The organism is Streptococcus sp. 27098_8_103, from assembly GCF_041432345.1.
Classification (GTDB): Bacteria; Bacillota; Bacilli; order Lactobacillales; family Streptococcaceae; genus Streptococcus; species Streptococcus mitis_BV.
On sequence record NZ_JAPVZK010000002.1, the window covers coordinates 56744 to 79572 of the forward strand.

Consider the following 22829-nt stretch of genomic DNA (forward strand, 5'->3'; position numbering starts at 1 on the left):
GGAGGAAATATCGTGGGAATTCGTGTTTATAAACCAACAACAAACGGTCGCCGTAATATGACTTCTTTGGATTTCGCTGAAATCACAACAAGCACTCCTGAAAAATCATTGCTTGTTGCATTGAAGAGCAAGGCTGGTCGTAACAACAACGGTCGTATCACAGTTCGTCACCAAGGTGGTGGACACAAACGTTTCTACCGTTTGGTTGACTTCAAACGTAACAAAGACAATGTTGAAGCAGTTGTTAAAACAATCGAGTACGATCCAAACCGTTCTGCAAACATCGCTCTTGTACACTACACTGACGGTGTGAAAGCATACATCATCGCTCCAAAAGGTCTTGAAGTAGGTCAACGTATCGTTTCAGGTCCAGAAGCAGATATCAAAGTCGGAAACGCTCTTCCACTTGCTAACATCCCAGTTGGTACTTTGATCCACAACATCGAGTTGAAACCTGGTCGTGGTGGTGAATTGGTACGTGCTGCTGGTGCATCTGCTCAAGTATTGGGGTCTGAAGGTAAATACGTTCTTGTTCGTCTTCAATCAGGTGAAGTTCGTATGATTCTTGGAACTTGCCGTGCTACAGTTGGTGTTGTCGGAAACGAACAACATGGACTTGTAAACCTTGGTAAAGCAGGACGTAGCCGTTGGAAAGGTATCCGCCCAACAGTTCGTGGTTCTGTAATGAACCCTAACGATCACCCACACGGTGGTGGTGAAGGTAAAGCACCAGTTGGTCGTAAAGCACCATCTACTCCATGGGGCAAACCTGCTCTTGGTCTTAAAACTCGTAACAAGAAAGCGAAATCTGACAAACTTATCGTTCGTCGTCGCAACGAGAAATAATATTAAACTAGTCGCTTAAGCAACTAGTAAATCCGCCAGCTCGGTAGCGCTCCATAAGAGCGCAAGCCGCTGTGGTACAACATTTAAAGGAGAAAATATAAAAATGGGACGCAGTCTTAAAAAAGGACCTTTCGTCGATGAGCATTTGATGAAAAAAGTTGAAGCTCAAGCTAACGACGAAAAGAAAAAAGTTATTAAAACTTGGTCACGTCGTTCAACGATCTTCCCAAGTTTCATTGGTTACACTATCGCAGTTTATGACGGACGTAAACACGTACCTGTTTACATCCAAGAAGACATGGTAGGTCACAAACTTGGTGAATTTGCACCAACTCGTACTTACAAAGGTCACGCTGCAGACGACAAGAAAACACGTAGAAAATAAGGAGAACATAAATGGCAGAAATTACTTCAGCTAAAGCAATGGCTCGTACAGTACGTGTTTCACCTCGTAAATCACGTCTTGTTCTTGATAACATCCGTGGTAAAAGCGTAGCCGATGCAATCGCAATCTTGACATTCACTCCAAACAAAGCTGCTGAAATCATCTTGAAAGTTTTGAACTCAGCTGTAGCTAACGCTGAAAACAACTTTGGTTTGGATAAAGCTAACTTGGTAGTATCTGAAGCATTCGCAAACGAAGGACCAACTATGAAACGTTTCCGTCCACGTGCGAAAGGTTCAGCTTCACCAATCAACAAACGTACAGCTCACATCACTGTAGCTGTTGCAGAAAAATAAGGAGGTAAAATCGTGGGTCAAAAAGTACATCCAATTGGTATGCGTGTCGGCATCATCCGTGATTGGGATGCCAAATGGTATGCTGAAAAAGAATACGCGGATTACCTTCATGAAGATCTTGCAATCCGTAAATTCGTTCAAAAAGAACTTGCTGACGCAGCAGTTTCAACTATCGAAATCGAACGCGCAGTAAACAAAGTTAACGTTTCACTTCACACTGCTAAGCCAGGCATGGTTATCGGTAAAGGTGGTGCTAACGTTGATGCACTCCGTGCAAAACTTAACAAATTGACTGGAAAACAAGTACACATCAACATCATCGAAATCAAACAACCTGATTTGGATGCTCACCTTGTAGGTGAAGGTATTGCTCGTCAATTGGAGCAACGTGTTGCTTTCCGTCGTGCACAAAAACAAGCAATCCAACGTGCAATGCGTGCTGGAGCTAAAGGAATCAAAACTCAAGTATCAGGTCGCTTGAACGGTGCAGATATCGCCCGTGCTGAAGGATACTCTGAAGGAACTGTTCCACTTCACACACTTCGTGCAGATATCGATTATGCTTGGGAAGAAGCAGATACTACATACGGTAAACTTGGTGTTAAAGTATGGATCTATCGTGGTGAAGTTCTTCCAGCTCGCAAAAACACTAAAGGAGGTAAATAACCAATGTTAGTACCTAAACGTGTTAAACACCGTCGTGAATTCCGTGGAAAAATGCGCGGTGAAGCAAAAGGTGGAAAAGAAGTAGCATTCGGTGAATACGGTCTTCAAGCTACAACTAGCCACTGGATCACTAACCGCCAAATCGAAGCTGCTCGTATCGCCATGACTCGTTACATGAAACGTGGTGGTAAAGTTTGGATTAAAATCTTCCCACACAAATCATACACTGCTAAAGCTATCGGTGTGCGTATGGGATCTGGTAAAGGGGCACCTGAAGGTTGGGTAGCACCAGTTAAACGTGGTAAAGTGATGTTCGAAATCGCTGGTGTATCTGAAGAGATCGCTCGCGAAGCGCTTCGTCTTGCTAGCCACAAATTGCCAGTTAAATGTAAATTCGTAAAACGTGAAGCAGAATAAGGAGAAGGCATGAAACTTAATGAAGTAAAAGAATTTGTTAAAGAACTTCGTGGTCTTTCTCAAGAAGAACTCGCGAAGCGCGAAAACGAATTGAAAAAAGAATTGTTTGAACTTCGTTTCCAAGCTGCTACTGGTCAATTGGAACAAACAGCTCGCTTGAAAGAAGTTAAAAAACAAATCGCTCGTATCAAAACAGTTCAATCTGAAGCGAAATAATAGACTAGGGAAGGAGAAATTTCAATGGAACGCAATAATCGTAAAGTTCTTGTTGGACGTGTTGTATCTGACAAAATGGACAAGACAATCACAGTTGTAGTTGAAACAAAACGTAACCACCCAGTCTATGGTAAACGTATTAACTACTCTAAAAAATACAAAGCTCATGATGAAAACAATGTTGCCAAAGAAGGCGATATCGTACGTATCATGGAAACTCGCCCGCTTTCAGCTACAAAACGTTTCCGTCTTGTAGAAGTTGTTGAAGAAGCGGTCATCATCTAATCAAACCTGAAAGGAGAAAACTGAAATGATTCAAACAGAAACTCGTTTGAAAGTCGCAGACAACAGCGGTGCTCGCGAAATCTTGACTATCAAAGTTCTTGGTGGTTCAGGACGTAAATTTGCAAACATCGGTGATGTTATCGTGGCATCTGTAAAACAAGCTACTCCTGGTGGTGCGGTTAAAAAAGGTGACGTTGTTAAAGCAGTTATCGTTCGTACTAAATCAGGTGCTCGTCGTGCTGATGGTTCATACATCAAATTTGACGAAAACGCAGCAGTTATCATCCGTGAAGACAAAACTCCTCGCGGAACACGTATCTTTGGCCCAGTTGCACGTGAATTGCGTGAAGGTGGTTTCATGAAGATCGTGTCACTTGCTCCAGAAGTACTTTAATTTTTAGAAACAAACTAGTCCCCTGGATTTACCTCCAGGGTGCCCTTATGGGCGTAAGAAAAATCAAGGAGAAACCTAATGTTTGTAAAAAAAGGCGACAAAGTTCGCGTAATCGCTGGTAAAGATAAGGGAACAGAAGCTGTTGTCCTTACTGCCCTTCCAAAAGTAAACAAAGTTATCGTTGAAGGTGTTAACATCGTTAAGAAACACCAACGTCCAACTAACGAACTTCCTCAAGGTGGTATCATCGAGAAAGAAGCAGCTATCCACGTATCAAACGTTCAAGTTTTGGACAAAAATGGTGTAGCTGGTCGTGTTGGTTACAAATTTGTAGACGGTAAAAAAGTTCGCTACAACAAAAAATCAGGCGAAGTGCTTGATTAATCACGAAGGAAAGGAGAAGTATAATGGCAAATCGTTTAAAAGAAAAATATCTTAATGAAGTAGTTCCTGCTTTGACAGAACAATTCAACTACTCATCAGTGATGGCTGTGCCTAAAGTAGATAAGATCGTTTTGAACATGGGTGTTGGTGAAGCTGTATCAAACGCTAAAAGCCTTGAAAAAGCTGCTGAAGAATTGGCACTTATCTCAGGTCAAAAACCACTTATCACTAAAGCTAAAAAATCAATCGCCGGCTTCCGTCTTCGTGAAGGTGTTGCGATCGGTGCAAAAGTTACCCTTCGTGGTGAACGTATGTACGAATTCTTGGATAAATTGGTTTCAGTTTCACTTCCACGTGTACGTGACTTCCACGGTGTTCCAACAAAATCATTTGATGGACGCGGAAACTACACACTTGGTGTGAAAGAACAATTGATTTTCCCAGAAATCAACTTCGATGACGTTGACAAAACTCGTGGTCTTGACATCGTTATCGTAACAACTGCTAACACTGACGAAGAGTCACGTGCATTGCTTACAGGCCTTGGAATGCCTTTTGCAAAATAATATAGGAGGTAAATCTAATGGCTAAAAAATCAATGATTGCTAAGAACAAACGTCCAGCGAAGTTCTCTACTCAAGCTTATACTCGTTGTGAAAAATGTGGTCGTCCACATTCAGTTTACCGCAAATTTAAACTTTGCCGTGTTTGCTTCCGTGAATTAGCTTACAAAGGACAAATCCCAGGCGTTACCAAAGCATCTTGGTAATTTAAGATATCAAGAGCGTCAAAACTCTAAGTGAAAATAGGAAACTTGACGAAGAAACTGAAGTTTCTAGGAAAGTTTATCTTTTTCACACAGAGTTTAGCCCGGGTTCAGTTGGGCTTGCCAATTTGAACACGAGCTACAGCTTTGGCAAAAAAGACCAATTTTCTTTGGAGCATCGCTCCTGCATCAAATTGCCTATTTTTGCTCTTGCTGTTACGCTCTTTGTATCATGTATTAACTAGCAAGTGCAACTTGCAAACTACTAGTAAGAGGAGAAAAACAAAATGGTTATGACTGACCCAATCGCAGACTTCCTAACTCGTATTCGTAATGCTAACCAAGCTAAACACGAAGTACTTGAAGTACCTGCATCAAACATCAAAAAAGGGATTGCTGAAATCCTTAAACGCGAAGGTTTTGTAAAAAACGTTGAAATCATCGAAGATGACAAACAAGGCATCATCCGTGTATTCCTTAAATACGGACCAAATGGTGAAAAAGTTATCACTAACTTGAAACGTGTTTCTAAACCAGGACTTCGTGTCTACAAAAAACGTGAAGACCTTCCAAAAGTTCTTAACGGACTTGGAATTGCTATCCTTTCAACTTCTGAAGGTTTGCTTACTGATAAAGAAGCACGCCAAAAGAATGTTGGTGGAGAAGTTATCGCTTACGTTTGGTAATATTTAGCTCCCAATTTCTTTGTGACTCTTCGTTATCGTCTCTTGCCTAACCCAAAGTTATGCCTGCGAGACGATGCCTAGATTCACTTTGAAATTGAAACCTAAATGTTCCTTTAGATCGAGGAATCGATTTAACCCCGTGAAAACTGGCCATTCTGGCCTGACAATTTAACAGGAGAAAATAAACATGTCACGTATTGGTAATAAAGTTATCGTGTTGCCTGCTGGTGTTGAAATCACTAACAATGACAACGTTGTAACTGTAAAAGGACCTAAAGGAGAACTTACTCGTGAGTTCTCAAAAGATATTGAAATCCGTGTGGAAGGTACTGAAGTAACTCTTCACCGTCCAAACGATTCAAAAGAAATGAAAACTATTCACGGAACTACTCGTGCCCTTTTGAACAACATGGTTGTTGGTGTATCAGAAGGATTCAAGAAAGAACTTGAAATGCGCGGGGTTGGTTACCGTGCACAACTTCAAGGATCTAAACTTGTTTTGGCTGTTGGTAAATCTCATCCAGACGAAGTTGAAGCTCCAGAAGGAATTACTTTTGAACTTCCAAACCCAACAACAATCGTTGTTAGCGGAATTTCAAAAGAAGTAGTTGGTCAAACAGCTGCTTACGTACGTAGCCTTCGTTCACCAGAACCATATAAAGGTAAAGGTATCCGTTACGTTGGTGAATTCGTTCGCCGTAAAGAAGGTAAAACAGGTAAATAATGTTGAGTGGTTGAGTCTCAACCACCAACCTATTTTCCAACTTTGTGCATAGCACACGATTTAAAACTAAAGAGGTGAAAACTGTGATTTCAAAACCAGATAAAAACAAACTCCGCCAAAAACGCCACCGTCGCGTTCGCGGAAAACTCTCTGGAACTGCTGATCGCCCACGTTTGAACGTATTCCGTTCTAATACAGGCATCTACGCTCAAGTGATTGATGACGTAGCGGGTGTAACGCTCGCAAGTGCTTCAACTCTTGACAAAGAAGTTTCAAAAGGAACTAAAACTGAACAAGCCGTTGCTGTCGGTAAACTCGTTGCAGAACGTGCAAACGCTAAAGGTATTTCAGAAGTGGTGTTCGACCGCGGTGGATATCTATATCACGGACGTGTGAAAGCTTTGGCTGATGCAGCTCGTGAAAACGGATTGAAATTCTAATAGGAGGACACTAGAAAATGGCATTTAAAGACAATGCAGTTGAATTAGAAGAACGCGTAGTTGCTGTCAACCGTGTTACAAAAGTTGTTAAAGGTGGACGTCGTCTTCGTTTCGCAGCTCTTGTTGTTGTTGGTGACCACAACGGTCGCGTAGGATTTGGTACTGGTAAAGCTCAAGAAGTTCCAGAAGCAATCCGTAAAGCAGTAGATGATGCTAAGAAAAACTTGATCGAAGTTCCTATGGTTGGAACAACAATCCCACACGAAGTTCTTTCAGAATTCGGTGGAGCTAAAGTATTGTTGAAACCTGCTGTAGAAGGTTCTGGAGTTGCCGCTGGTGGTGCAGTTCGTGCCGTTGTGGAATTGGCAGGTGTGGCAGATATTACATCTAAATCACTTGGTTCTAACACTCCAATCAACATTGTTCGTGCAACTGTTGAAGGTTTGAAACAATTGAAACGCGCTGAAGAAGTTGCTGCCCTTCGTGGTATTTCAGTTTCTGATTTGGCATAAGAAAGGGGATAAAATGGCTCAAATTAAAATTACTTTGACTAAGTCTCCAATCGGACGCATTCCATCACAACGTAAAACTGTTGTAGCACTTGGACTTGGCAAATTGAACAGCTCTGTTATTAAAGAAGATAACGCTGCTATCCGTGGTATGATCACTGCAGTATCTCACTTGGTAACAGTTGAAGAAGTAAACTAATGAATTTTTAGGGGATGTGCACTATACCATCCCCTAAAACTAGATATAGTCATCTATGATGACGTCGTATAGGCGAGTTGATTGGGGGGACAACCTTTTCTCCCTTATCGGCGCTAGCATTTTACAAAAGAGGAGAAAATAAAAATGAAACTTCATGAATTGAAACCTGCAGAAGGTTCTCGTAAAGTACGTAACCGCGTTGGTCGTGGTACTTCATCAGGTAACGGTAAAACATCTGGTCGTGGTCAAAAAGGTCAAAAAGCTCGTAGCGGTGGCGGAGTTCGCCTTGGTTTTGAAGGTGGACAAACTCCATTGTTCCGTCGTCTTCCAAAACGTGGATTCACTAACATCAACGCTAAAGAATACGCAATTGTGAACCTTGACCAATTGAACGTCTTTGAAGATGGTGCTGAAGTTACTCCAGTTGTTCTTATCGAAGCAGGAATTGTTAAAGCTGAAAAATCAGGTATTAAAGTTCTTGGTAACGGTGAGTTGACTAAGAAATTGACTGTGAAAGCAGCTAAATTCTCTAAATCAGCTGAAGAAGCTATCACTGCTAAAGGTGGTTCAGTAGAAGTCATCTAAGAGAGGTGACCTATGTTTTTTAAATTATTAAGAGAAGCTCTTAAAGTCAAGCAGGTTCGATCAAAAATTTTATTTACAATTTTTATCGTTTTGGTCTTTCGTATCGGAACTAGCATTACAGTTCCTGGTGTGAATGCCAATAGCTTGAATGCTTTAAGTGGATTATCCTTCTTAAACATGTTGAGCTTGGTCTCAGGGAATGCCATGAAAAACTTCTCAGTTTTTGCTCTTGGTGTTAGTCCCTACATTACGGCCTCTATCGTTGTCCAACTCTTGCAAATGGATATTTTACCCAAATTTGTAGAGTGGGGTAAACAAGGGGAAGTAGGTCGAAGAAAATTAAATCAAGCTACTCGTTATATTGCTCTTGTTCTAGCCTTTGTGCAATCTATCGGGATTACAGCTGGTTTTAATACTTTGGCTGGAGCTCAATTGTTGAAAACAGCTCTTACTCCACAAGTCTTTATCATGATTGGTATCATCTTAACAGCTGGTAGCATGATTGTGACTTGGTTGGGAGAGCAAATTACAGATAAGGGATACGGAAATGGTGTTTCTATGATTATCTTTGCCGGGATTGTTGCATCAATTCCTGAGATGATTCAGGGCATATATGTGGACTACTTTGTGAACGTCCCAAGTAGCCGTATCAACTCATCTATCATTTTCGTAATCATTTTGATTATTACTGTATTGTTGATCATTTATTTTACAACTTATGTTCAACAAGCAGAATACAAAATTCCAATCCAATATACTAAGGTTGCACAAGGTGCTCCTTCTAGCTCTTACCTTCCTTTGAAGGTAAACCCTGCTGGAGTTATCCCTGTTATCTTTGCAAGTTCGATTACTGCAGCGCCTGCGGCTATTCTTCAGTTTTTGAGCGCTACAGGTCATGATTGGGCTTGGGTAAGAACAGCACAAGAAATGCTGGCAACAACTTCACCAACTGGTATTGCCATGTATGCTTTGTTGATTATTCTCTTTACATTCTTCTATACGTTTGTACAGATTAATCCTGAAAAAGCGGCAGAAAACCTACAAAAGAGCGGTGCCTATATCCACGGAGTTCGTCCTGGTAAAGGTACAGAGGAATATATGTCTAAACTTCTTCGTCGTCTTGCAACTGTTGGTTCTCTCTTCCTTGGTGTGATTTCTATTTTACCGATCGTAGCAAAAGATATTTTCGGGCTTTCAGAAGCAGTTGCTTTTGGAGGAACTAGTCTTTTGATCATTATCTCTACAGGTATTGAAGGAATCAAACAATTGGAAGGTTACCTATTGAAACGTAAGTATGTTGGTTTCATGGACAGAACAGAATAAAAGCATTTACTGAATCAGTAAATGCTGAGGGAGTGGAGGTTTAAACTCTGACATTTGTGAGAGTTTGGTCTCCCCTCTTCTATTTTGTTTTTAAATAGGGGTGAAAAGACTTTTTGCTTCTATTTAAAAATAAAATAAGGAGATCAAATCATGAATCTTTTGATTATGGGCTTACCTGGTGCAGGTAAGGGAACTCAAGCAGCAAAAATCGTAGAACAATTCCATGTTGCACATATCTCAACAGGTGATATGTTCCGCGCTGCTATGGCAAATCAAACTGAAATGGGTGTTCTTGCTAAGTCATACATTGACAAGGGTGAATTGGTTCCTGATGAAGTTACAAATGGAATCGTAAAAGAACGTCTTTCACAAGATGATATTAAAGAAACAGGATTCTTGTTGGATGGTTACCCACGTACAATCGAACAAGCTCATGCCTTGGACAAAACATTGGCTGAACTTGGCATCGAACTGGAAGGTGTTATCAACATCGAAGTGAATCCAGACAGCCTCTTGGAACGTTTGAGTGGCCGTATTATCCACCGCGTAACTGGAGAAACTTTCCACAAGGTCTTTAACCCACCAGTTGACTATAAAGAAGAAGATTACTACCAACGTGAAGATGATAAGCCCGAGACAGTCAAACGTCGTTTGGATGTGAATATTGCTCAAGGGGAACCAATCATTGCTCACTACCGTGCCAAAGGTTTGGTTCATGACATCGAAGGTAATCAAGATATCAATGATGTCTTCTCAGATATCGAAAAAGTATTGACAAATTTGAAATAAAGCGTTTTTTACACTTGCAAAAATCCGCTACAAATGTTATACTGAGATAGTCTGACTTATAATTGTTGTCTCTGTGTCTAGAGGCATCGAATCGAAATTTATGGAGGTGCTTTTGCGTGGCAAAAGACGATGTGATTGAAGTTGAAGGCAAAGTAGTTGATACAATGCCGAATGCAATGTTTACGGTTGAACTTGAAAATGGACATCAGATTTTAGCAACAGTTTCTGGTAAAATTCGTAAAAACTATATTCGTATTTTAGCGGGAGATCGTGTTACTGTCGAAATGAGTCCATATGACTTGACACGTGGACGTATCACTTACCGCTTTAAATAATCGAAAAACTTGGAGGGATAAGAAATGAAAGTAAGACCATCGGTCAAACCAATTTGCGAATACTGTAAAGTTATTCGTCGTAATGGTCGTGTTATGGTAATTTGCCCAGCAAATCCAAAACACAAACAACGTCAAGGATAAGATAGAAAGGAGAAAACATGGCTCGTATTGCTGGAGTTGACATTCCAAATGACAAACGCGTAGTAATCTCATTGACTTATGTTTATGGTATCGGACTTGCAACATCTAAGAAAATTTTGGCTGCTGCTGGAATCTCAGAAGATGTTCGTGTACGTGATCTTACATCAGATCAAGAAGATGCTATCCGTCGTGAAGTGGATGCAATCAAAGTTGAAGGTGACCTTCGTCGTGAAGTAAACTTGAACATCAAACGTTTGATGGAAATCGGTTCATACCGTGGTATCCGTCACCGTCGTGGACTTCCTGTCCGTGGACAAAACACTAAAAACAACGCTCGCACTCGTAAAGGTAAAGCTGTTGCGATTGCTGGTAAGAAAAAATAATATAGGAGGTAAAAGTCTTGGCTAAACCAACACGTAAACGTCGTGTGAAAAAGAATATCGAATCTGGTATTGCTCATATTCACGCTACATTTAATAACACTATTGTTATGATTACTGATGTGCATGGTAATGCAATTGCTTGGTCATCAGCTGGTGCTCTTGGTTTCAAAGGTTCTCGTAAATCTACACCATTCGCTGCTCAAATGGCTTCTGAAGCTGCTGCTAAATCTGCACAAGAACACGGTCTTAAATCAGTTGAAGTTACTGTAAAAGGTCCAGGTTCTGGTCGTGAGTCAGCTATTCGTGCGCTTGCTGCCGCTGGTCTTGAAGTAACAGCAATTCGTGATGTGACTCCAGTGCCACACAATGGTGCTCGTCCTCCAAAACGTCGCCGTGTATAATCATCGCATTACACTGCTTTTCGTTTAAGAGGGAGTAACTAAATGATCGAGTTTGAAAAACCAAATATAACAAAAATTGATGAAAATAAAGATTATGGCAAGTTTGTAATCGAACCACTTGAACGTGGCTACGGTACAACTCTTGGTAACTCTCTTCGTCGTGTACTTCTAGCTTCTCTACCAGGAGCAGCTGTGACATCTATCAATATTGATGGTGTGTTACATGAGTTTGACACAGTTCCAGGTGTTCGTGAAGACGTGATGCAAATCATTCTGAACATTAAAGGAATTGCAGTGAAATCGTACGTTGAAGACGAAAAAATCATCGAACTAGATGTTGAAGGTCCTGCTGAAGTAACAGCTGGTGACATTTTGACAGATAGCGATATTGAAATTGTAAATCCAGATCATTATCTCTTTACAATCGGTGAAGGTTCTTCTCTAAAAGCGACTATGACTGTTAACAGTGGTCGTGGATATGTACCTGCTGATGAAAATAAAAAGGATAATGCACCAGTTGGAACACTTGCTGTAGATTCTATTTATACACCAGTTACAAAAGTCAACTATCAAGTGGAACCTGCTCGTGTAGGTAGCAATGATGGATTTGACAAATTAACCCTTGAAATCTTGACAAATGGAACAATTATTCCAGAAGATGCTTTAGGGCTTTCAGCACGTATTTTGACAGAACATCTTGATTTGTTTACAAATCTTACTGAGATTGCTAAGTCAACTGAAGTGATGAAAGAAGCTGATACTGAATCTGACGACCGTATTTTGGATCGTACGATTGAGGAACTGGACTTGTCTGTGCGTTCATACAACTGTTTGAAACGTGCCGGTATCAATACTGTGCATGATTTGACAGAAAAATCTGAAGCAGAGATGATGAAAGTACGAAATCTTGGACGCAAGAGTTTGGAAGAAGTGAAACTCAAACTCATTGATTTGGGTCTTGGATTAAAAGATAAATAAAGGAGGAATAAATGGCTTACCGTAAACTAGGACGCACTAGCTCACAACGTAAAGCAATGCTTCGCGATTTGACAACTGACCTTTTGATCAACGAATCAATCGTGACAACTGAAGCTCGTGCTAAAGAAATCCGTAAAACTGTTGAAAAAATGATTACTCTAGGTAAACGTGGTGATTTGCATGCACGTCGTCAAGCAGCTGCTTTCGTACGTAATGAAATCGCATCTGAAAACTATGATGAAGCAACTGATAAGTACACTTCTACTACAGCACTTCAAAAATTGTTCTCAGAAATCGCACCTCGTTATGCTGAACGTAACGGTGGATACACTCGTATCCTTAAAACTGAACCACGTCGTGGTGATGCAGCGCCAATGGCGATCATCGAATTAGTATAAAATCATCAATTTTGTTGAGTGTTATGATGATGGAGTCTTGTGCTCTTAGTCTAGCTCTGGTCTACCGCTAGGATTTCGGTCCTAGCGGGAACACTCATCATAAGTTGGGATAGTAGACGCTTGTTTACGAAATTGTTTTTTTCTTAAGAACAACTTCGTAAGCAGGCGTTTTTGAGTATTTTAGTTAGAATTATGCTATACTATTTGAAAAGAATCCTGTTTAATGTTCAGGTTTCCTATTAAAAGAAGAATTGGAGTTTGCTTATGAAAGCGATTATAACTGTTGTTGGTAAAGATAAATCTGGAATTGTTGCAGGTGTTTCTGGTAAAATAGCAGAATTGGGTTTGAATATTGATGATATCTCTCAAACTGTCTTGGATGAATATTTCACGATGATGGCTGTCGTCTCTAGTGATGAAAAGCAAGATTTTACACGTCTTCGTAATGAATTTGAAGCTTTTGGGCAAATTTTGAATGTGAAAATCAACATTCAGAGTGCAGCGATTTTCGAAGCTATGTATAATATCTAGGAGGTGCACATGGATATTAGACAAGTTACTGAAACCATCTCCATGATTGAGGAGCAAAACTTCGATATCAGAACTATTACCATGGGGATTTCCCTATTGGACTGTATCGATCCGGATATCAATCGTGCTGCGGAGAAAATTTATCAAAAGATTAGGACCAAGGCAGCTAAATTAGTGGCTGTTGGCGATGAAATTGCGGCTGAGTTGGGGATTCCAATCGTTAATAAGCGTGTATCGGTGACTCCTATTTCTCTGATTGGGGCGGCGACAGATGCGACAGACTATGTGGTTCTGGCAAAAGCACTTGATAAGGCTGCGAAAGAGATTGGTGTGGACTTTATTGGTGGTTTTTCAGCCTTGGTACAAAAGGGTTATCAAAAGGGAGATGAGATTCTTATCAATTCTATTCCTCGTGCTTTGGCTGAAACGGATAAGGTCTGCTCGTCAGTCAATATAGGCTCAACCAAGTCTGGTATCAATATGACGGCTGTCGCAGATATGGGACGAGTTATCAAGGAAACGGCAACTCTATCTGATATGGGGGCAGCTAAGTTGGTTGTATTCGCTAATGCTGTTGAGGACAATCCATTTATGGCGGGTGCCTTCCATGGTGTTGGGGAGGCAGATGTTATCATCAATGTCGGAGTTTCTGGTCCTGGTGTGGTGAAACGTGCCTTGGAAAAAGTTCGTGGACAGAGCTTTGATGTAGTAGCAGAAACAGTCAAGAAAACTGCCTTTAAAATCACTCGTATCGGTCAATTGGTTGGTCAAATGGCCAGTGAGAGACTGGGTGTGGAGTTTGGTATTGTGGACTTGAGTTTGGCACCAACACCTGCAGTTGGAGACTCTGTGGCACGTGTCCTTGAGGAAATGGGGCTAGAGACAGTTGGTACGCATGGAACGACGGCTGCCTTGGCTCTCTTGAACGACCAAGTTAAGAAGGGCGGAGTTATGGCTTGCAACCAAGTTGGTGGTTTGTCTGGTGCCTTTATCCCTGTTTCAGAGGATGAAGGAATGATTGCTGCAGTGCAAAATGGCTCTCTTAATTTGGAAAAACTAGAAGCTATGACGGCTATCTGTTCCGTTGGTTTGGATATGATTGCCATCCCAGAAGATACTCCTGCTGAAACCATTGCAGCTATGATTGCGGATGAGGCTGCAATTGGTGTCATTAACATGAAGACAACGGCTGTTCGTATCATTCCAAAAGGAAAAGAAGGAGATATGATTGAGTTTGGTGGCCTATTAGGAACTGCACCTGTTATGAAAGTCAATGGGGCTTCGTCTGTCGATTTCATTTCTCGTGGGGGACAAATCCCAGCACCAATTCATAGTTTTAAAAATTAAGAAAATAGGAGAAATTTTAAGTTCTATTTAAGGTTGGATGTGTATACTATAATCATTAAATAAAGACCTCCTAATATTATTTGAAACAGATAACACTGATTTAGTTTGAATTTGATTTTCATCTAATATCTTTATTTAATAGAACTCCTAAACTTTTTCATAATAATCTCCTGCAAAAGTCACCTGTCTGGGTGGCTTTTGTTTTATCATCCATGATATAATAGAAGCAAACGGAGGACGGAAAATGGTAAAAGTACGATTGTATTTGGTACGTCATGGCAAGACTATGTTTAACACGATTGGTCGCGCGCAAGGTTGGAGCGATACTCCTTTAACGGCTGAAGGTGAGCGAGGGATTCAAGAATTAGGAATCGGTTTGCGAGAATCTGGTCTACAGTTTGATCGCGCTTATTCCAGTGATTCTGGCCGCACCATTCAGACAATGGGAATTATTCTTGAAGAACTTGGTTTGCAGGGGAAAATCCCTTATCGCATGGACAAACGTATCAGAGAATGGTGTTTTGGTAGCTTTGACGGAGCTTATGATGGTGATCTTTTCATGGGCATTATTCCTCGTATCTTTAATGTGGATCATGTTCACCAATTGTCTTATGCTGAACTGGCTGAGGGGTTGGTAGAGGTCGATACAGCTGGTTGGGCTGAAGGATGGGAAAAACTCAGTGGCCGAATCAAGGAAGGTTTTGAAGCGATTGCCAAAGAAATGGAAGAGCAAGGTGGGGGCAATGCCCTAGTCGTGAGCCACGGAATGACCATTGGAACCATTGTGTATCTGATTAATGGCATGCATCCGCATGGTCTCGATAATGGTAGCGTGACGATACTTGAATATGAGGACGGCCAGTTTAGCGTAGAAGTTGTCGGTGACAGTAGTTACCGACAACTAGGACGTGAGAAGATGGAGGAAGTCTCTATTTAATTAGTCTAGACTTGCTTGCAATGAACTAGGAATCTAGTAGGAATATCAAAATAAGAAAAAACAGCCGAAGTAATCCTTTCGGCTGTTTTTGATGGGGAAAACTAAAGTGTAATGCTATTGCTTTTAGAGATTTTCATAAACAAGAGCAAGGAACCTACTGTTAGAACAGTCAGGATAGTTGACAAGGCTGCGGCTACACCGTAATTCCCTCTGAGAACCTCTGTATAAATGGCTACAGTCATTGTTCTTGTTTTGACATTGTAGAGGAGGATAGAAGTAGAGAGTTCTGAAATCATTGTAACCCAAGATAGGATAGCTCCAGAAATAATACCAGATAGCATCATTGGAGTTGTAATCTTGGCAAAGGTATTGAGACGACTACTTCCTAAGCTTTCCGCGGCTTCTTCAATACTTGGTGCTATTTGTTGCAAACTAGCAACAGATGAGCGAATAGTATACGGTAATCTTCTGACAGATAGGGACATAATCAAGATGAAAGCTGTCCCTGTAATCATAAGAAATCCACTTCCAAATAGACCAGTATTGAAGGAAGAAATGAAGGCAATCCCTAGAACGGTTCCTGGTACAATATAAGGGACCATACTGAGGCTGTCAATTAAGTTTGTAAACAAGTTCCGTTTTCTAACGGCTAGGTAGGAGATAAATGTTGCGAATAGGACAACTAGAACTAAGGCAATCAAAGGGATACGAATGGTATTGAAAATAGCAGACCCCATACGATTGAAAGCTACCTTGTAACTGTTTAGAGAATAGCCTTTGACAAATACCATACCTGATGTTTTTAGGAAAGAAGTATAAATCAAGTAGACTTGAGGTAGAACAGAGAATAAGATAATTCCGTAGACTGTTGCATAAATGGCAGCCATTTTTCCTTTTGTAGTTTTTTTAGGATCGATTGGATGGAGCGAATTCATGCTGAAACTGTAGCGGTTTGAGATGTATTTTTGGATAAGGAAAATCACCAAGGCGATGATAACCGCCATAACTGCTAAAGCAGATGCAAAGGCAGAATTTCCTCCAACCTCGCTAATAAATTGGGTATAAATCAGGACAGGGAAAGTCCGATATCCTTCACCAATCAACATAGGCGTTCCAAAGTCTGAGAATGCCCTCATAAATACAAGCAGGGCAGCAGCTAGTAAGGTTGGAACTAGGAGAGGTAAAATAACTGTTACGATACGCTTAAATCCGAAGGACCCCATGCTTTCAGCAGCTTCAAGTAGAGAATTGTCAATACTTTTCATTGTTCCGGCAACGTATAGAAATACCAGTGGGAATAGTTGCAGTGTAAAGACAAGTACAATTCCTTTGAATCCATAAATATCGATAGCTGGAAGATGAAGGGCATTTGTCAGGAATTTAGTAATGACCCCATTTCGTCCCAGCAAGAGAATCCAGGAGTAGGCTCCCACAAAAGGAGCTGACATGGAAGCAATGATAATTAATATTTGTAGAAATTTCTTCCCCTTAAAGTCATACATAGAGAAGAGATAAGCTAATAAGGTTCCTACGACTAAGGAAGTGACAGTAGCGGTCATGGAAACCTTGAAACTGTTGACGAGTGTCTCAGAGTAGTAGGCTTTACTAAAGAAAGTGACGAAATTAGCTAGTGAAAATTGTCCTTCATGTATAAGTGCTTGCTTGAGCACGGTAACGATAGGATAAACGAGAAAGACAAGATAGGTAAGAAAGATGAAGAAAGAGGAGGCTGTCCAAATATTTAGTTTTTTACGTTCCATGGTTGACTCCTTTTATCAGGTTTTGGGAACCATCCGCAGAAAAGACATTTAATTTTTGAGTATTGATTCGTAGACGAATACGATCGCCTTTTTGTAGATCTTCTTCAAAAGTTGATTCTTCGCTAACTTGAATTTTTGAGGCAAAGCCTGTCTCGATGAAGTACTCCGTATTTAGTCCAAGATAGACGCTATCGCTAATAGTTCCTTCAATATCTCCAGATTCATCTTTGATAAACTCTTCAGGACGAATGCTTACATGAATAGCTTGTGCCTCAGCCTGATCAAGGGCTGGTATTCGAAGGGCATAGCCATCTGAAAAGACGATATAAGCGCCGTCGCTCCGTTTTTCAAGATTGGCAGGAATAATATTTGTGCGTCCGATAAAGGTTGCCACAAACTCATTAGCTGGTTTATGATAGAGTTCTTTTGGTCGGCCGATTTGTTGGATCACCCCATCTTTCATAACAGCAATTTGGTCTGAAATCGCCATGGCTTCTTCTTGGTCGTGGGTCACATAGACGGTTGTAATTCCCACTTCGTGTTGGATTTCTCGAATGGCTTGACGCATATCCAAGCGAAGTTTGGCATCCAGATTACTAAGTGGCTCGTCCATGAGGAGAACACTTGGATTAACCGCTAAGGCACGTGCCAAGGCGACACGTTGTTGTTGTCCACCACTGAGTTTATCAGGTTTTCGATCTGCGTATTGAGCAATTTGCATAAGTTCAAGATACTTATTGGTTTGTTGAATCAATTCTTCTTTTGGAACCTTCTTTTGCTTAAGACCAAAAGCAACATTATCTCGGACAGTCAAATGTGGGAAAATAGCGTAGTTTTGGAAAACAATCCCGATATTGCGTTTGCTGGGTTCTATATTATTAATTTTTGTATCATCGAAGTAAAATTCTCCACCTTCGATACTGTTGAAACCTGCAATCATACGAAGAAGAGTCGTTTTCCCACACCCTGAAGGACCAAGGATGGTAAAGAGACTTCCTTTGGGAACTGTAATATTTAAATTATCAATAACAGGAACATCGTGGTAGATTTTTTTGGCGTTAATAATTTTGATCTCACTCATAGTGAACCTCTTTTACTGTTTAGATTGGATATCTGTAAAAATGTCATTGTACTTTTTAAGAATAGTGGATTTATTTTTAATGACATAATCTGAATCTTCGGTGGCAATCTTGATTTCTGTCATAGCCTTCATATTTTTATTGGTTTTAGCATTTTTACGAATAGGTCTGATTGTAGTTTCAGTTCCTAGCTTATCTTGGATTTCTTGAGAAAGGATGAAATCGATAAATTTCTTAGCGTTTTCCATGTGTTTGGCATTTTTGACGATGGCCGCGTTACCAGGTAAAAAGACGGTACCTTCTTTTGGATAAATGACTTTTACATCAACTCCATCATTTAAGAGTTTTAAGGCAGGGTCTTCATAGGTGAGTCCAACAGCCATTTCCCCATCGGCGACAGCTTTGTAAACATTTGAAGAGCTAGATGCAATTTTTCCATCTACTAGGGTAAATAGATTTTTCACATAGGTCCAAGCTTGTTCATTTTCGTATCCACCTTGGTCTACAAGCATGTTTGTTAGTTGTGCAAAGGCGCTAGAAGCATTACTTGGATCAGCAGTAGCGATTTTTCCTTTTAATTTAGGATTGAGTAAATCATTGTAACCTTCAATTTTAATATCTTTTGTAAGAGCTGAATTGGCAATGATGACACTGACATCAAGTGTATAAGGCGTGTAGAATCCAGTTTTATTTTGATATTCAGGGATTATCTGGTCGTTTTCTTGGGAAATATAAGGTTCAAAAAGTTTTTCGTTAGAAGAGAAGAGGGCATAGGAGCCTCCGAAAATGACATCGGCTACTGGGGATTCTTTTTCGGCCTCAGCTTTTTTGAACAATTCACCCGTGCTGGCTTGTACTAAATCAACCTTAATACCATATTTTTCTTCGAAGGCAGGGATTGTCTCTTCGATAAGGTCTTCAGGGTTAGGCGAATAGATAACCAAAGCATTATCCGAATCTGTTTCAGTGTTAGTTTCCGCTTCTGTTGTTGAAGAACATCCTGATAAAGTAAGAAATATCCATCCACAAGAGAGAAAGAATAGTAGTTTTTTCATAAGAATCTCCTTTTTTACGAACATTTTCGCTCCACAACTTGCTTAATATTTATAATTTGCAGAGTTCTATAGGATATAATAAAAACCTTAAAGAAATCTAAAACTGGGAATATGAGTCAAAGACGCTAGGGGGAAGAAATAAATAATTGACAGAAGTTAGCTCCAAATGGGGCTAATTTTTTATACTGCTAAATAATACTCTTCGAAAATCTCTTCAAACCACGTCAGCTTCGCCTTGGATTATATATGTGACTGATTTTGTCAGTCTTATCTACAATCCCAAAGCAGTGCTTTTAGCAGCCTGTGGCTAGCTTTCTAGTTTGCTCTTTGATTTTCATTGAGTATAAGCTGGATTTGCTATTCAGTCTTTCTTGCCATCCAAGCCCAAAAGAACATTTCTCGTCTTTCAAATTCCCTCAAAAATGGTATAATAGTAGCATCACAAAATTGGAGAGAGACCATGAGTTTTTACAATCATAAAGAAATTGAGCCTAAGTGGCAGGGCTACTGGGCAGAACATCATACCTTTAAGACAGGAACAGACGCATCAAAACCAAAGTTTTATGCGCTTGATATGTTCCCTTATCCATCTGGAGCGGGTCTGCACGTAGGACACCCAGAAGGCTACACAGCGACAGATATCCTCAGTCGTTACAAACGTGCGCAAGGCTACAATGTCCTTCACCCAATGGGTTGGGATGCTTTTGGTTTGCCTGCAGAGCAATACGCTATGGATACTGGTAATGACCCAGCAGAATTTACAGCTGAGAACATTGCTAACTTCAAACGCCAAATCAATGCGCTTGGATTTTCTTATGACTGGGATCGTGAAGTTAACACGACAGATCCAAACTACTACAAGTGGACTCAATGGATTTTCACTAAGCTTTACGAAAAAGGCTTGGCTTATGAAGCGGAAGTACCAGTAAACTGGGTTGAGGAATTGGGAACAGCCATTGCCAACGAAGAGGTTCTTCCTGATGGAACATCTGAGCGTGGAGGCTATCCAGTTGTCCGTAAGCCGATGCGTCAATGGATGCTTAAAATCACTGCCTATGCAGAACGTTTGCTCAATGACTTAGATGAACTAGATTGGCCAGAGTCTATCAAGGATATGCAGCGCAACTGGATTGGGAAATCAACTGGTGCCAATGTAACCTTTAAAGTTAAGGGAACAGACAAGGAGTTTACAGTCTTTACTACTCGTCCAGACACCCTTTTCGGTGCGACTTTCACCGTTCTGGCTCCTGAACATGAATTAGTAGACGCCATCACAAGTCCAGAGCAAGCAGAAGCAGTAGCAGACTACAAACACCAAGCCAGTCTGAAATCAGACTTGGCTCGTACAGACCTTGCTAAAGAAAAAACAGGGGTTTGGACTGGTGCTTATGCCATCAATCCTGTCAATGGTAAGGAAATCCCAATCTGGATTGCGGATTACGTTCTTGCTAGTTATGGAACAGGTGCTGTCATGGCTGTGCCTGCCCACGATCAACGTGACTGGGAATTTGCCAAACAATTTGACCTTCCAATCGTCGAAGTACTTGAAGGTGGAAACGTTGAAGAAGCTGCTTACACAGAAGATGGTCTTCACGTTAATTCAGACTTCCTAGATGGACTCAACAAAGAAGACGCTATTGCCAAGATTGTGGCTTGGTTGGAAGAAAAAGGCTGTGGACAAGAGAAGGTTACCTACCGTCTCCGCGACTGGCTCTTTAGCCGTCAACGTTACTGGGGTGAGCCAATTCCTATCATTCATTGGGAAGATGGGACATCAACAGCTGTCCCTGAAAGTGAATTGCCACTTGTCTTGCCTGTAACCAAGGACATCCGTCCTTCAGGTACTGGTGAAAGTCCACTAGCTAACTTGACAGACTGGCTTGAAGTGACTCGTGAAGATGGTGTTAAAGGTCGTCGTGAAACCAACACCATGCCACAATGGGCAGGTTCAAGCTGGTACTACCTCCGCTATATTGACCCACATAACACAGAGAAATTAGCTGACGAGGACCTTCTCAAACAATGGTTGCCAGTCGATATCTACGTGGGTGGTGCAGAGCATGCTGTTCTTCACTTGCTTTACGCTCGTTTCTGGCACAAATTCCTATATGACCTCGGTGTTGTTCCAACTAAGGAACCATTCCAAAAACTCTTTAACCAAGGAATGATATTGGGAACCAGCTACCGTGACCACCGTGGGGCTCTTGTGGCAACCGATAAGGTTGAAAAACGTGACGGCTCCTTCTTCCACATGGAAACAGGGGAAGAGTTGGAGCAAGCGCCAGCTAAGATGTCTAAATCGCTCAAGAACGTGGTTAACCCTGACGATGTGGTGGAACAATACGGTGCCGATACCCTTCGTGTTTATGAAATGTTTATGGGACCACTTGATGCTTCGATTGCTTGGTCAGAAGAAGGTCTGGAAGGAAGCCGTAAGTTCCTTGACCGTGTTTACCGCTTGATTACAAGTAAAGAAATAGCTGCGGAAAACAATGGCGCTCTTGACAAAGTTTACAACGAAACTGTTAAAGCTGTCACAGAACAAATCGAATCCCTCAAATTCAACACAGCCATTGCCCAACTTATGGTCTTTGTCAATGCAGCTAACAAGGAAGACAAGCTTTATGCAGACTACGCCAAAGGCTTTATCCAATTGATTGCACCATTTGCGCCTCACTTGGCAGAAGAGCTCTGGCAAACAGTTGCAGCAACAGGTGAGTCAATCTCTTATGTGGCTTGGCCAACTTGGGACGAAAGCAAATTGGTTGAAGACGAAATCGAAATTGTCGTCCAAATCAAAGGTAAAGTCCGTGCCAAACTCATGGTCGCTAAAGACCTATCACGAGAAGAATTGCAAGAGATTGCTCTAGCTGATGAAAAAGTCAAAGCAGAAATTGACGGTAAGGACATCGTAAAAGTAATTGCGGTACCGAATAAATTGGTTAATATTGTTGTGAAATAAGATAAGAATCCTTCAGAGTAGAATCTGGAGGATTTTTTATTTGACAGGAAGTTTCTGTTTTGTTAATATGATTAACAAAGAAAAGAGAGATTATGGATAAAAAAGAATTTATTGCATTTAATAATCGTTTCAATAGATTTATTTTAGCGTTTGACCAGTTAAAAAAAAATCAACATAAAAGTGGTGTTGACAAATCCATTACTTTGAATGAGGTACATTTGATTGTTGTGATTGGGGAAAATCAGCCCTTAAATCTAGTAAAATTATCTGAATTATTAGAAGTTTCAAGAAGTGCAATAACTCAAAGTGTTAGGAGATTGATTCAAAAAAATTTAGTTGTTTTTGATTTTGATCCGAATAATGGGAAAAATAAATATTTGAGATTATCTGAAAAAGGCATCGAAGTTTTTAAAATCCATAAGGAGCAACAAGCACATATTGAAAAATCAATCTTTTCAGTTTTAAACAACTATAGCGAGGTGGAACTTCAAACAGTTGTGAAATTGATGGATGATATTGAAAAGGTGTGGATAGAATTACCGTGGTAAAAGT

General features: G+C 40.7%; 33 protein-coding genes. 30 read left to right on the top strand and 3 right to left on the bottom strand.

Going from position 1 to position 22829, the window contains the following annotated elements:
• Positions 1–12 precede the first annotated feature (12 nt).
• The 28 genes from rplB (at position 13) to O3599_RS00895 (ending at position 15421) form a co-directional block, all read left to right on the top strand.
• Positions 13–846: a 50S ribosomal protein L2 gene (gene rplB, locus O3599_RS00760; RefSeq protein ID WP_000512911.1), complete on the top strand. Its 834-nt coding sequence runs from the start codon at positions 13–15 to the stop codon at positions 844–846.
• Positions 847–949: 103 nt separating this feature from the next.
• On the top strand, positions 950–1231 hold the full coding sequence (gene rpsS, locus O3599_RS00765; protein WP_000533766.1) for a 30S ribosomal protein S19: 282 nt from the start codon (positions 950–952) through the stop codon (positions 1229–1231).
• Between the two features lie 11 nt (positions 1232–1242).
• Entirely contained in the window at positions 1243–1587 is a 345-nt protein-coding gene (rplV, locus tag O3599_RS00770) for a 50S ribosomal protein L22 (protein ID WP_000818137.1), read from the top strand.
• Positions 1588–1599: 12 nt separating this feature from the next.
• Entirely contained in the window at positions 1600–2253 is a 654-nt protein-coding gene (gene rpsC, locus O3599_RS00775) for a 30S ribosomal protein S3 (protein ID WP_000529936.1), read from the top strand.
• Positions 2254–2256: 3 nt separating this feature from the next.
• Positions 2257–2670 carry a 50S ribosomal protein L16 gene (rplP, locus tag O3599_RS00780; RefSeq protein WP_000960946.1) on the top strand — a complete coding sequence of 138 codons (414 nt, stop codon included), beginning with the start codon at positions 2257–2259 and terminating at the stop codon, positions 2668–2670.
• A gap of 9 nt (positions 2671–2679) precedes the next feature.
• Entirely contained in the window at positions 2680–2886 is a 207-nt protein-coding gene (rpmC, locus tag O3599_RS00785; protein WP_000772918.1) for a 50S ribosomal protein L29, read from the top strand.
• Positions 2887–2910: 24 nt separating this feature from the next.
• The gene (gene rpsQ / locus O3599_RS00790) at positions 2911–3171 is read left to right on the top strand and encodes a 30S ribosomal protein S17 (protein WP_000440801.1); all 261 of its coding nucleotides are present in this window, start codon (positions 2911–2913) and stop codon (positions 3169–3171) included.
• 25 nt (positions 3172–3196) lie between these two features.
• The gene (gene rplN, locus O3599_RS00795) at positions 3197–3565 is read left to right on the top strand and encodes a 50S ribosomal protein L14 (RefSeq protein ID WP_000616545.1); all 369 of its coding nucleotides are present in this window, start codon (positions 3197–3199) and stop codon (positions 3563–3565) included.
• Between the two features lie 78 nt (positions 3566–3643).
• Complete coding sequence (rplX, locus tag O3599_RS00800; protein WP_000497691.1) at positions 3644–3949, top strand: 50S ribosomal protein L24; 306 nt, start codon at positions 3644–3646, stop codon at positions 3947–3949.
• A gap of 23 nt (positions 3950–3972) precedes the next feature.
• Positions 3973–4515: a 50S ribosomal protein L5 gene (gene rplE / locus O3599_RS00805; protein ID WP_000013542.1), complete on the top strand. Its 543-nt coding sequence runs from the start codon at positions 3973–3975 to the stop codon at positions 4513–4515.
• A 17-nt stretch (positions 4516–4532) separates the two neighbouring features.
• Entirely contained in the window at positions 4533–4718 is a 186-nt protein-coding gene (locus O3599_RS00810) for a type Z 30S ribosomal protein S14 (RefSeq protein WP_001085697.1), read from the top strand.
• Between the two features lie 284 nt (positions 4719–5002).
• Positions 5003–5401 (top strand): 30S ribosomal protein S8, encoded by a 399-nt coding sequence (rpsH, locus tag O3599_RS00815; RefSeq protein WP_000245504.1) that lies wholly within the window; start codon positions 5003–5005, stop codon positions 5399–5401.
• A 187-nt stretch (positions 5402–5588) separates the two neighbouring features.
• Positions 5589–6125, top strand: a complete 537-nt coding sequence (rplF, locus tag O3599_RS00820; RefSeq protein WP_000086626.1) for a 50S ribosomal protein L6 — start codon at positions 5589–5591, stop codon at positions 6123–6125.
• A gap of 83 nt (positions 6126–6208) precedes the next feature.
• Positions 6209–6565, top strand: a complete 357-nt coding sequence (gene rplR / locus O3599_RS00825; protein ID WP_000624044.1) for a 50S ribosomal protein L18 — start codon at positions 6209–6211, stop codon at positions 6563–6565.
• Between the two features lie 17 nt (positions 6566–6582).
• On the top strand, positions 6583–7077 hold the full coding sequence (gene rpsE, locus O3599_RS00830) for a 30S ribosomal protein S5 (RefSeq protein WP_000874202.1): 495 nt from the start codon (positions 6583–6585) through the stop codon (positions 7075–7077).
• A gap of 13 nt (positions 7078–7090) precedes the next feature.
• Positions 7091–7273, top strand: coding sequence for a 50S ribosomal protein L30 (gene rpmD / locus O3599_RS00835; protein ID WP_000057241.1), 183 nt, complete (start codon positions 7091–7093; stop codon positions 7271–7273).
• Between the two features lie 144 nt (positions 7274–7417).
• On the top strand, positions 7418–7858 hold the full coding sequence (rplO, locus tag O3599_RS00840; protein ID WP_000766088.1) for a 50S ribosomal protein L15: 441 nt from the start codon (positions 7418–7420) through the stop codon (positions 7856–7858).
• Positions 7859–7870: 12 nt separating this feature from the next.
• Complete coding sequence (gene secY, locus O3599_RS00845; protein WP_061589619.1) at positions 7871–9181, top strand: preprotein translocase subunit SecY; 1311 nt, start codon at positions 7871–7873, stop codon at positions 9179–9181.
• Positions 9182–9331: 150 nt separating this feature from the next.
• Positions 9332–9970 carry an adenylate kinase gene (locus O3599_RS00850; protein ID WP_001050436.1) on the top strand — a complete coding sequence of 213 codons (639 nt, stop codon included), beginning with the start codon at positions 9332–9334 and terminating at the stop codon, positions 9968–9970.
• A gap of 116 nt (positions 9971–10086) precedes the next feature.
• Complete coding sequence (gene infA / locus O3599_RS00855; RefSeq protein ID WP_001029883.1) at positions 10087–10305, top strand: translation initiation factor IF-1; 219 nt, start codon at positions 10087–10089, stop codon at positions 10303–10305.
• A 24-nt stretch (positions 10306–10329) separates the two neighbouring features.
• A complete protein-coding gene (rpmJ, locus tag O3599_RS00860; RefSeq protein WP_001808836.1) occupies positions 10330–10446 on the top strand; it encodes a 50S ribosomal protein L36 in 117 nt (38 codons plus the stop codon).
• A gap of 17 nt (positions 10447–10463) precedes the next feature.
• Entirely contained in the window at positions 10464–10829 is a 366-nt protein-coding gene (rpsM, locus tag O3599_RS00865) for a 30S ribosomal protein S13 (protein ID WP_000090781.1), read from the top strand.
• 17 nt (positions 10830–10846) lie between these two features.
• On the top strand, positions 10847–11230 hold the full coding sequence (gene rpsK / locus O3599_RS00870) for a 30S ribosomal protein S11 (protein WP_001118385.1): 384 nt from the start codon (positions 10847–10849) through the stop codon (positions 11228–11230).
• A 42-nt stretch (positions 11231–11272) separates the two neighbouring features.
• Positions 11273–12208: a DNA-directed RNA polymerase subunit alpha gene (locus tag O3599_RS00875; protein ID WP_000568988.1), complete on the top strand. Its 936-nt coding sequence runs from the start codon at positions 11273–11275 to the stop codon at positions 12206–12208.
• 11 nt (positions 12209–12219) lie between these two features.
• On the top strand, positions 12220–12606 hold the full coding sequence (gene rplQ / locus O3599_RS00880) for a 50S ribosomal protein L17 (RefSeq protein WP_000331493.1): 387 nt from the start codon (positions 12220–12222) through the stop codon (positions 12604–12606).
• Between the two features lie 264 nt (positions 12607–12870).
• Positions 12871–13137 (top strand): ACT domain-containing protein, encoded by a 267-nt coding sequence (locus O3599_RS00885; protein ID WP_000644120.1) that lies wholly within the window; start codon positions 12871–12873, stop codon positions 13135–13137.
• Positions 13138–13146: 9 nt separating this feature from the next.
• Positions 13147–14484: a PFL family protein gene (locus tag O3599_RS00890; protein WP_371511711.1), complete on the top strand. Its 1338-nt coding sequence runs from the start codon at positions 13147–13149 to the stop codon at positions 14482–14484.
• A 244-nt stretch (positions 14485–14728) separates the two neighbouring features.
• Positions 14729–15421 (top strand): histidine phosphatase family protein, encoded by a 693-nt coding sequence (locus O3599_RS00895; RefSeq protein ID WP_023946791.1) that lies wholly within the window; start codon positions 14729–14731, stop codon positions 15419–15421.
• Between the two features lie 101 nt (positions 15422–15522).
• Here the strand turns inward: O3599_RS00895 and O3599_RS00900 are convergent, their stop codons facing one another.
• The 3 genes from O3599_RS00900 to O3599_RS00910 are packed head-to-tail and all read right to left on the bottom strand — an operon-like array spanning position 15523 to position 19315.
• Positions 15523–17181, bottom strand: coding sequence for an ABC transporter permease (locus tag O3599_RS00900; protein WP_371511713.1), 1659 nt, complete (start codon positions 17179–17181; stop codon positions 15523–15525).
• A complete protein-coding gene (locus O3599_RS00905; protein WP_371511715.1) occupies positions 17171–18262 on the bottom strand; it encodes an ABC transporter ATP-binding protein in 1092 nt (363 codons plus the stop codon). Before O3599_RS00905 ends, O3599_RS00900 begins: the two co-directional genes overlap by 11 nt.
• 12 nt (positions 18263–18274) lie before the next feature.
• Positions 18275–19315 (bottom strand): ABC transporter substrate-binding protein, encoded by a 1041-nt coding sequence (locus tag O3599_RS00910; RefSeq protein ID WP_261039930.1) that lies wholly within the window; start codon positions 19313–19315, stop codon positions 18275–18277.
• 460 nt (positions 19316–19775) lie between these two features.
• Here O3599_RS00910 and leuS point away from each other — a divergent pair, with 460 nt between their 5' ends.
• Together leuS and O3599_RS00920 are read left to right on the top strand one after the other, a co-directional pair.
• Positions 19776–22277 carry a leucine--tRNA ligase gene (leuS, locus tag O3599_RS00915; protein WP_371511718.1) on the top strand — a complete coding sequence of 834 codons (2502 nt, stop codon included), beginning with the start codon at positions 19776–19778 and terminating at the stop codon, positions 22275–22277.
• A gap of 92 nt (positions 22278–22369) precedes the next feature.
• Entirely contained in the window at positions 22370–22825 is a 456-nt protein-coding gene (locus tag O3599_RS00920; RefSeq protein WP_371511720.1) for a MarR family winged helix-turn-helix transcriptional regulator, read from the top strand.
• The last annotated feature ends 4 nt before the right edge of the window (positions 22826–22829 follow it).

Coding starts and splice junctions, on each gene's coding strand:
- leuS (WP_371511718.1), top strand. CDS start 19,776: ATGAGTTTTTACAATCATAAAGAAATTGAGCCTAAGTGGCAGGGCTAC.
- O3599_RS00920 (WP_371511720.1), top strand. CDS start 22,370: ATGGATAAAAAAGAATTTATTGCATTTAATAATCGTTTCAATAGATTT.
- rpsS (WP_000533766.1), top strand. CDS start 950: ATGGGACGCAGTCTTAAAAAAGGACCTTTCGTCGATGAGCATTTGATG.
- rplF (WP_000086626.1), top strand. CDS start 5,589: ATGTCACGTATTGGTAATAAAGTTATCGTGTTGCCTGCTGGTGTTGAA.
- O3599_RS00895 (WP_023946791.1), top strand. CDS start 14,729: ATGGTAAAAGTACGATTGTATTTGGTACGTCATGGCAAGACTATGTTT.
- rpmD (WP_000057241.1), top strand. CDS start 7,091: ATGGCTCAAATTAAAATTACTTTGACTAAGTCTCCAATCGGACGCATT.
- O3599_RS00850 (WP_001050436.1), top strand. CDS start 9,332: ATGAATCTTTTGATTATGGGCTTACCTGGTGCAGGTAAGGGAACTCAA.
- rpsQ (WP_000440801.1), top strand. CDS start 2,911: ATGGAACGCAATAATCGTAAAGTTCTTGTTGGACGTGTTGTATCTGAC.
- O3599_RS00885 (WP_000644120.1), top strand. CDS start 12,871: ATGAAAGCGATTATAACTGTTGTTGGTAAAGATAAATCTGGAATTGTT.
- O3599_RS00910 (WP_261039930.1), bottom strand. CDS start 19,315: ATGAAAAAACTACTATTCTTTCTCTCTTGTGGATGGATATTTCTTACT.
- rpsH (WP_000245504.1), top strand. CDS start 5,003: ATGGTTATGACTGACCCAATCGCAGACTTCCTAACTCGTATTCGTAAT.
- rplN (WP_000616545.1), top strand. CDS start 3,197: ATGATTCAAACAGAAACTCGTTTGAAAGTCGCAGACAACAGCGGTGCT.
- O3599_RS00905 (WP_371511715.1), bottom strand. CDS start 18,262: ATGAGTGAGATCAAAATTATTAACGCCAAAAAAATCTACCACGATGTT.
- rplP (WP_000960946.1), top strand. CDS start 2,257: ATGTTAGTACCTAAACGTGTTAAACACCGTCGTGAATTCCGTGGAAAA.
- rpsM (WP_000090781.1), top strand. CDS start 10,464: ATGGCTCGTATTGCTGGAGTTGACATTCCAAATGACAAACGCGTAGTA.
- rplX (WP_000497691.1), top strand. CDS start 3,644: ATGTTTGTAAAAAAAGGCGACAAAGTTCGCGTAATCGCTGGTAAAGAT.
- O3599_RS00900 (WP_371511713.1), bottom strand. CDS start 17,181: ATGGAACGTAAAAAACTAAATATTTGGACAGCCTCCTCTTTCTTCATC.
- rpsE (WP_000874202.1), top strand. CDS start 6,583: ATGGCATTTAAAGACAATGCAGTTGAATTAGAAGAACGCGTAGTTGCT.
- rplQ (WP_000331493.1), top strand. CDS start 12,220: ATGGCTTACCGTAAACTAGGACGCACTAGCTCACAACGTAAAGCAATG.
- rplE (WP_000013542.1), top strand. CDS start 3,973: ATGGCAAATCGTTTAAAAGAAAAATATCTTAATGAAGTAGTTCCTGCT.
- O3599_RS00875 (WP_000568988.1), top strand. CDS start 11,273: ATGATCGAGTTTGAAAAACCAAATATAACAAAAATTGATGAAAATAAA.
- rpmC (WP_000772918.1), top strand. CDS start 2,680: ATGAAACTTAATGAAGTAAAAGAATTTGTTAAAGAACTTCGTGGTCTT.
- rpmJ (WP_001808836.1), top strand. CDS start 10,330: ATGAAAGTAAGACCATCGGTCAAACCAATTTGCGAATACTGTAAAGTT.
- O3599_RS00810 (WP_001085697.1), top strand. CDS start 4,533: ATGGCTAAAAAATCAATGATTGCTAAGAACAAACGTCCAGCGAAGTTC.
- secY (WP_061589619.1), top strand. CDS start 7,871: ATGTTTTTTAAATTATTAAGAGAAGCTCTTAAAGTCAAGCAGGTTCGA.
- rplO (WP_000766088.1), top strand. CDS start 7,418: ATGAAACTTCATGAATTGAAACCTGCAGAAGGTTCTCGTAAAGTACGT.
- rplV (WP_000818137.1), top strand. CDS start 1,243: ATGGCAGAAATTACTTCAGCTAAAGCAATGGCTCGTACAGTACGTGTT.
- O3599_RS00890 (WP_371511711.1), top strand. CDS start 13,147: ATGGATATTAGACAAGTTACTGAAACCATCTCCATGATTGAGGAGCAA.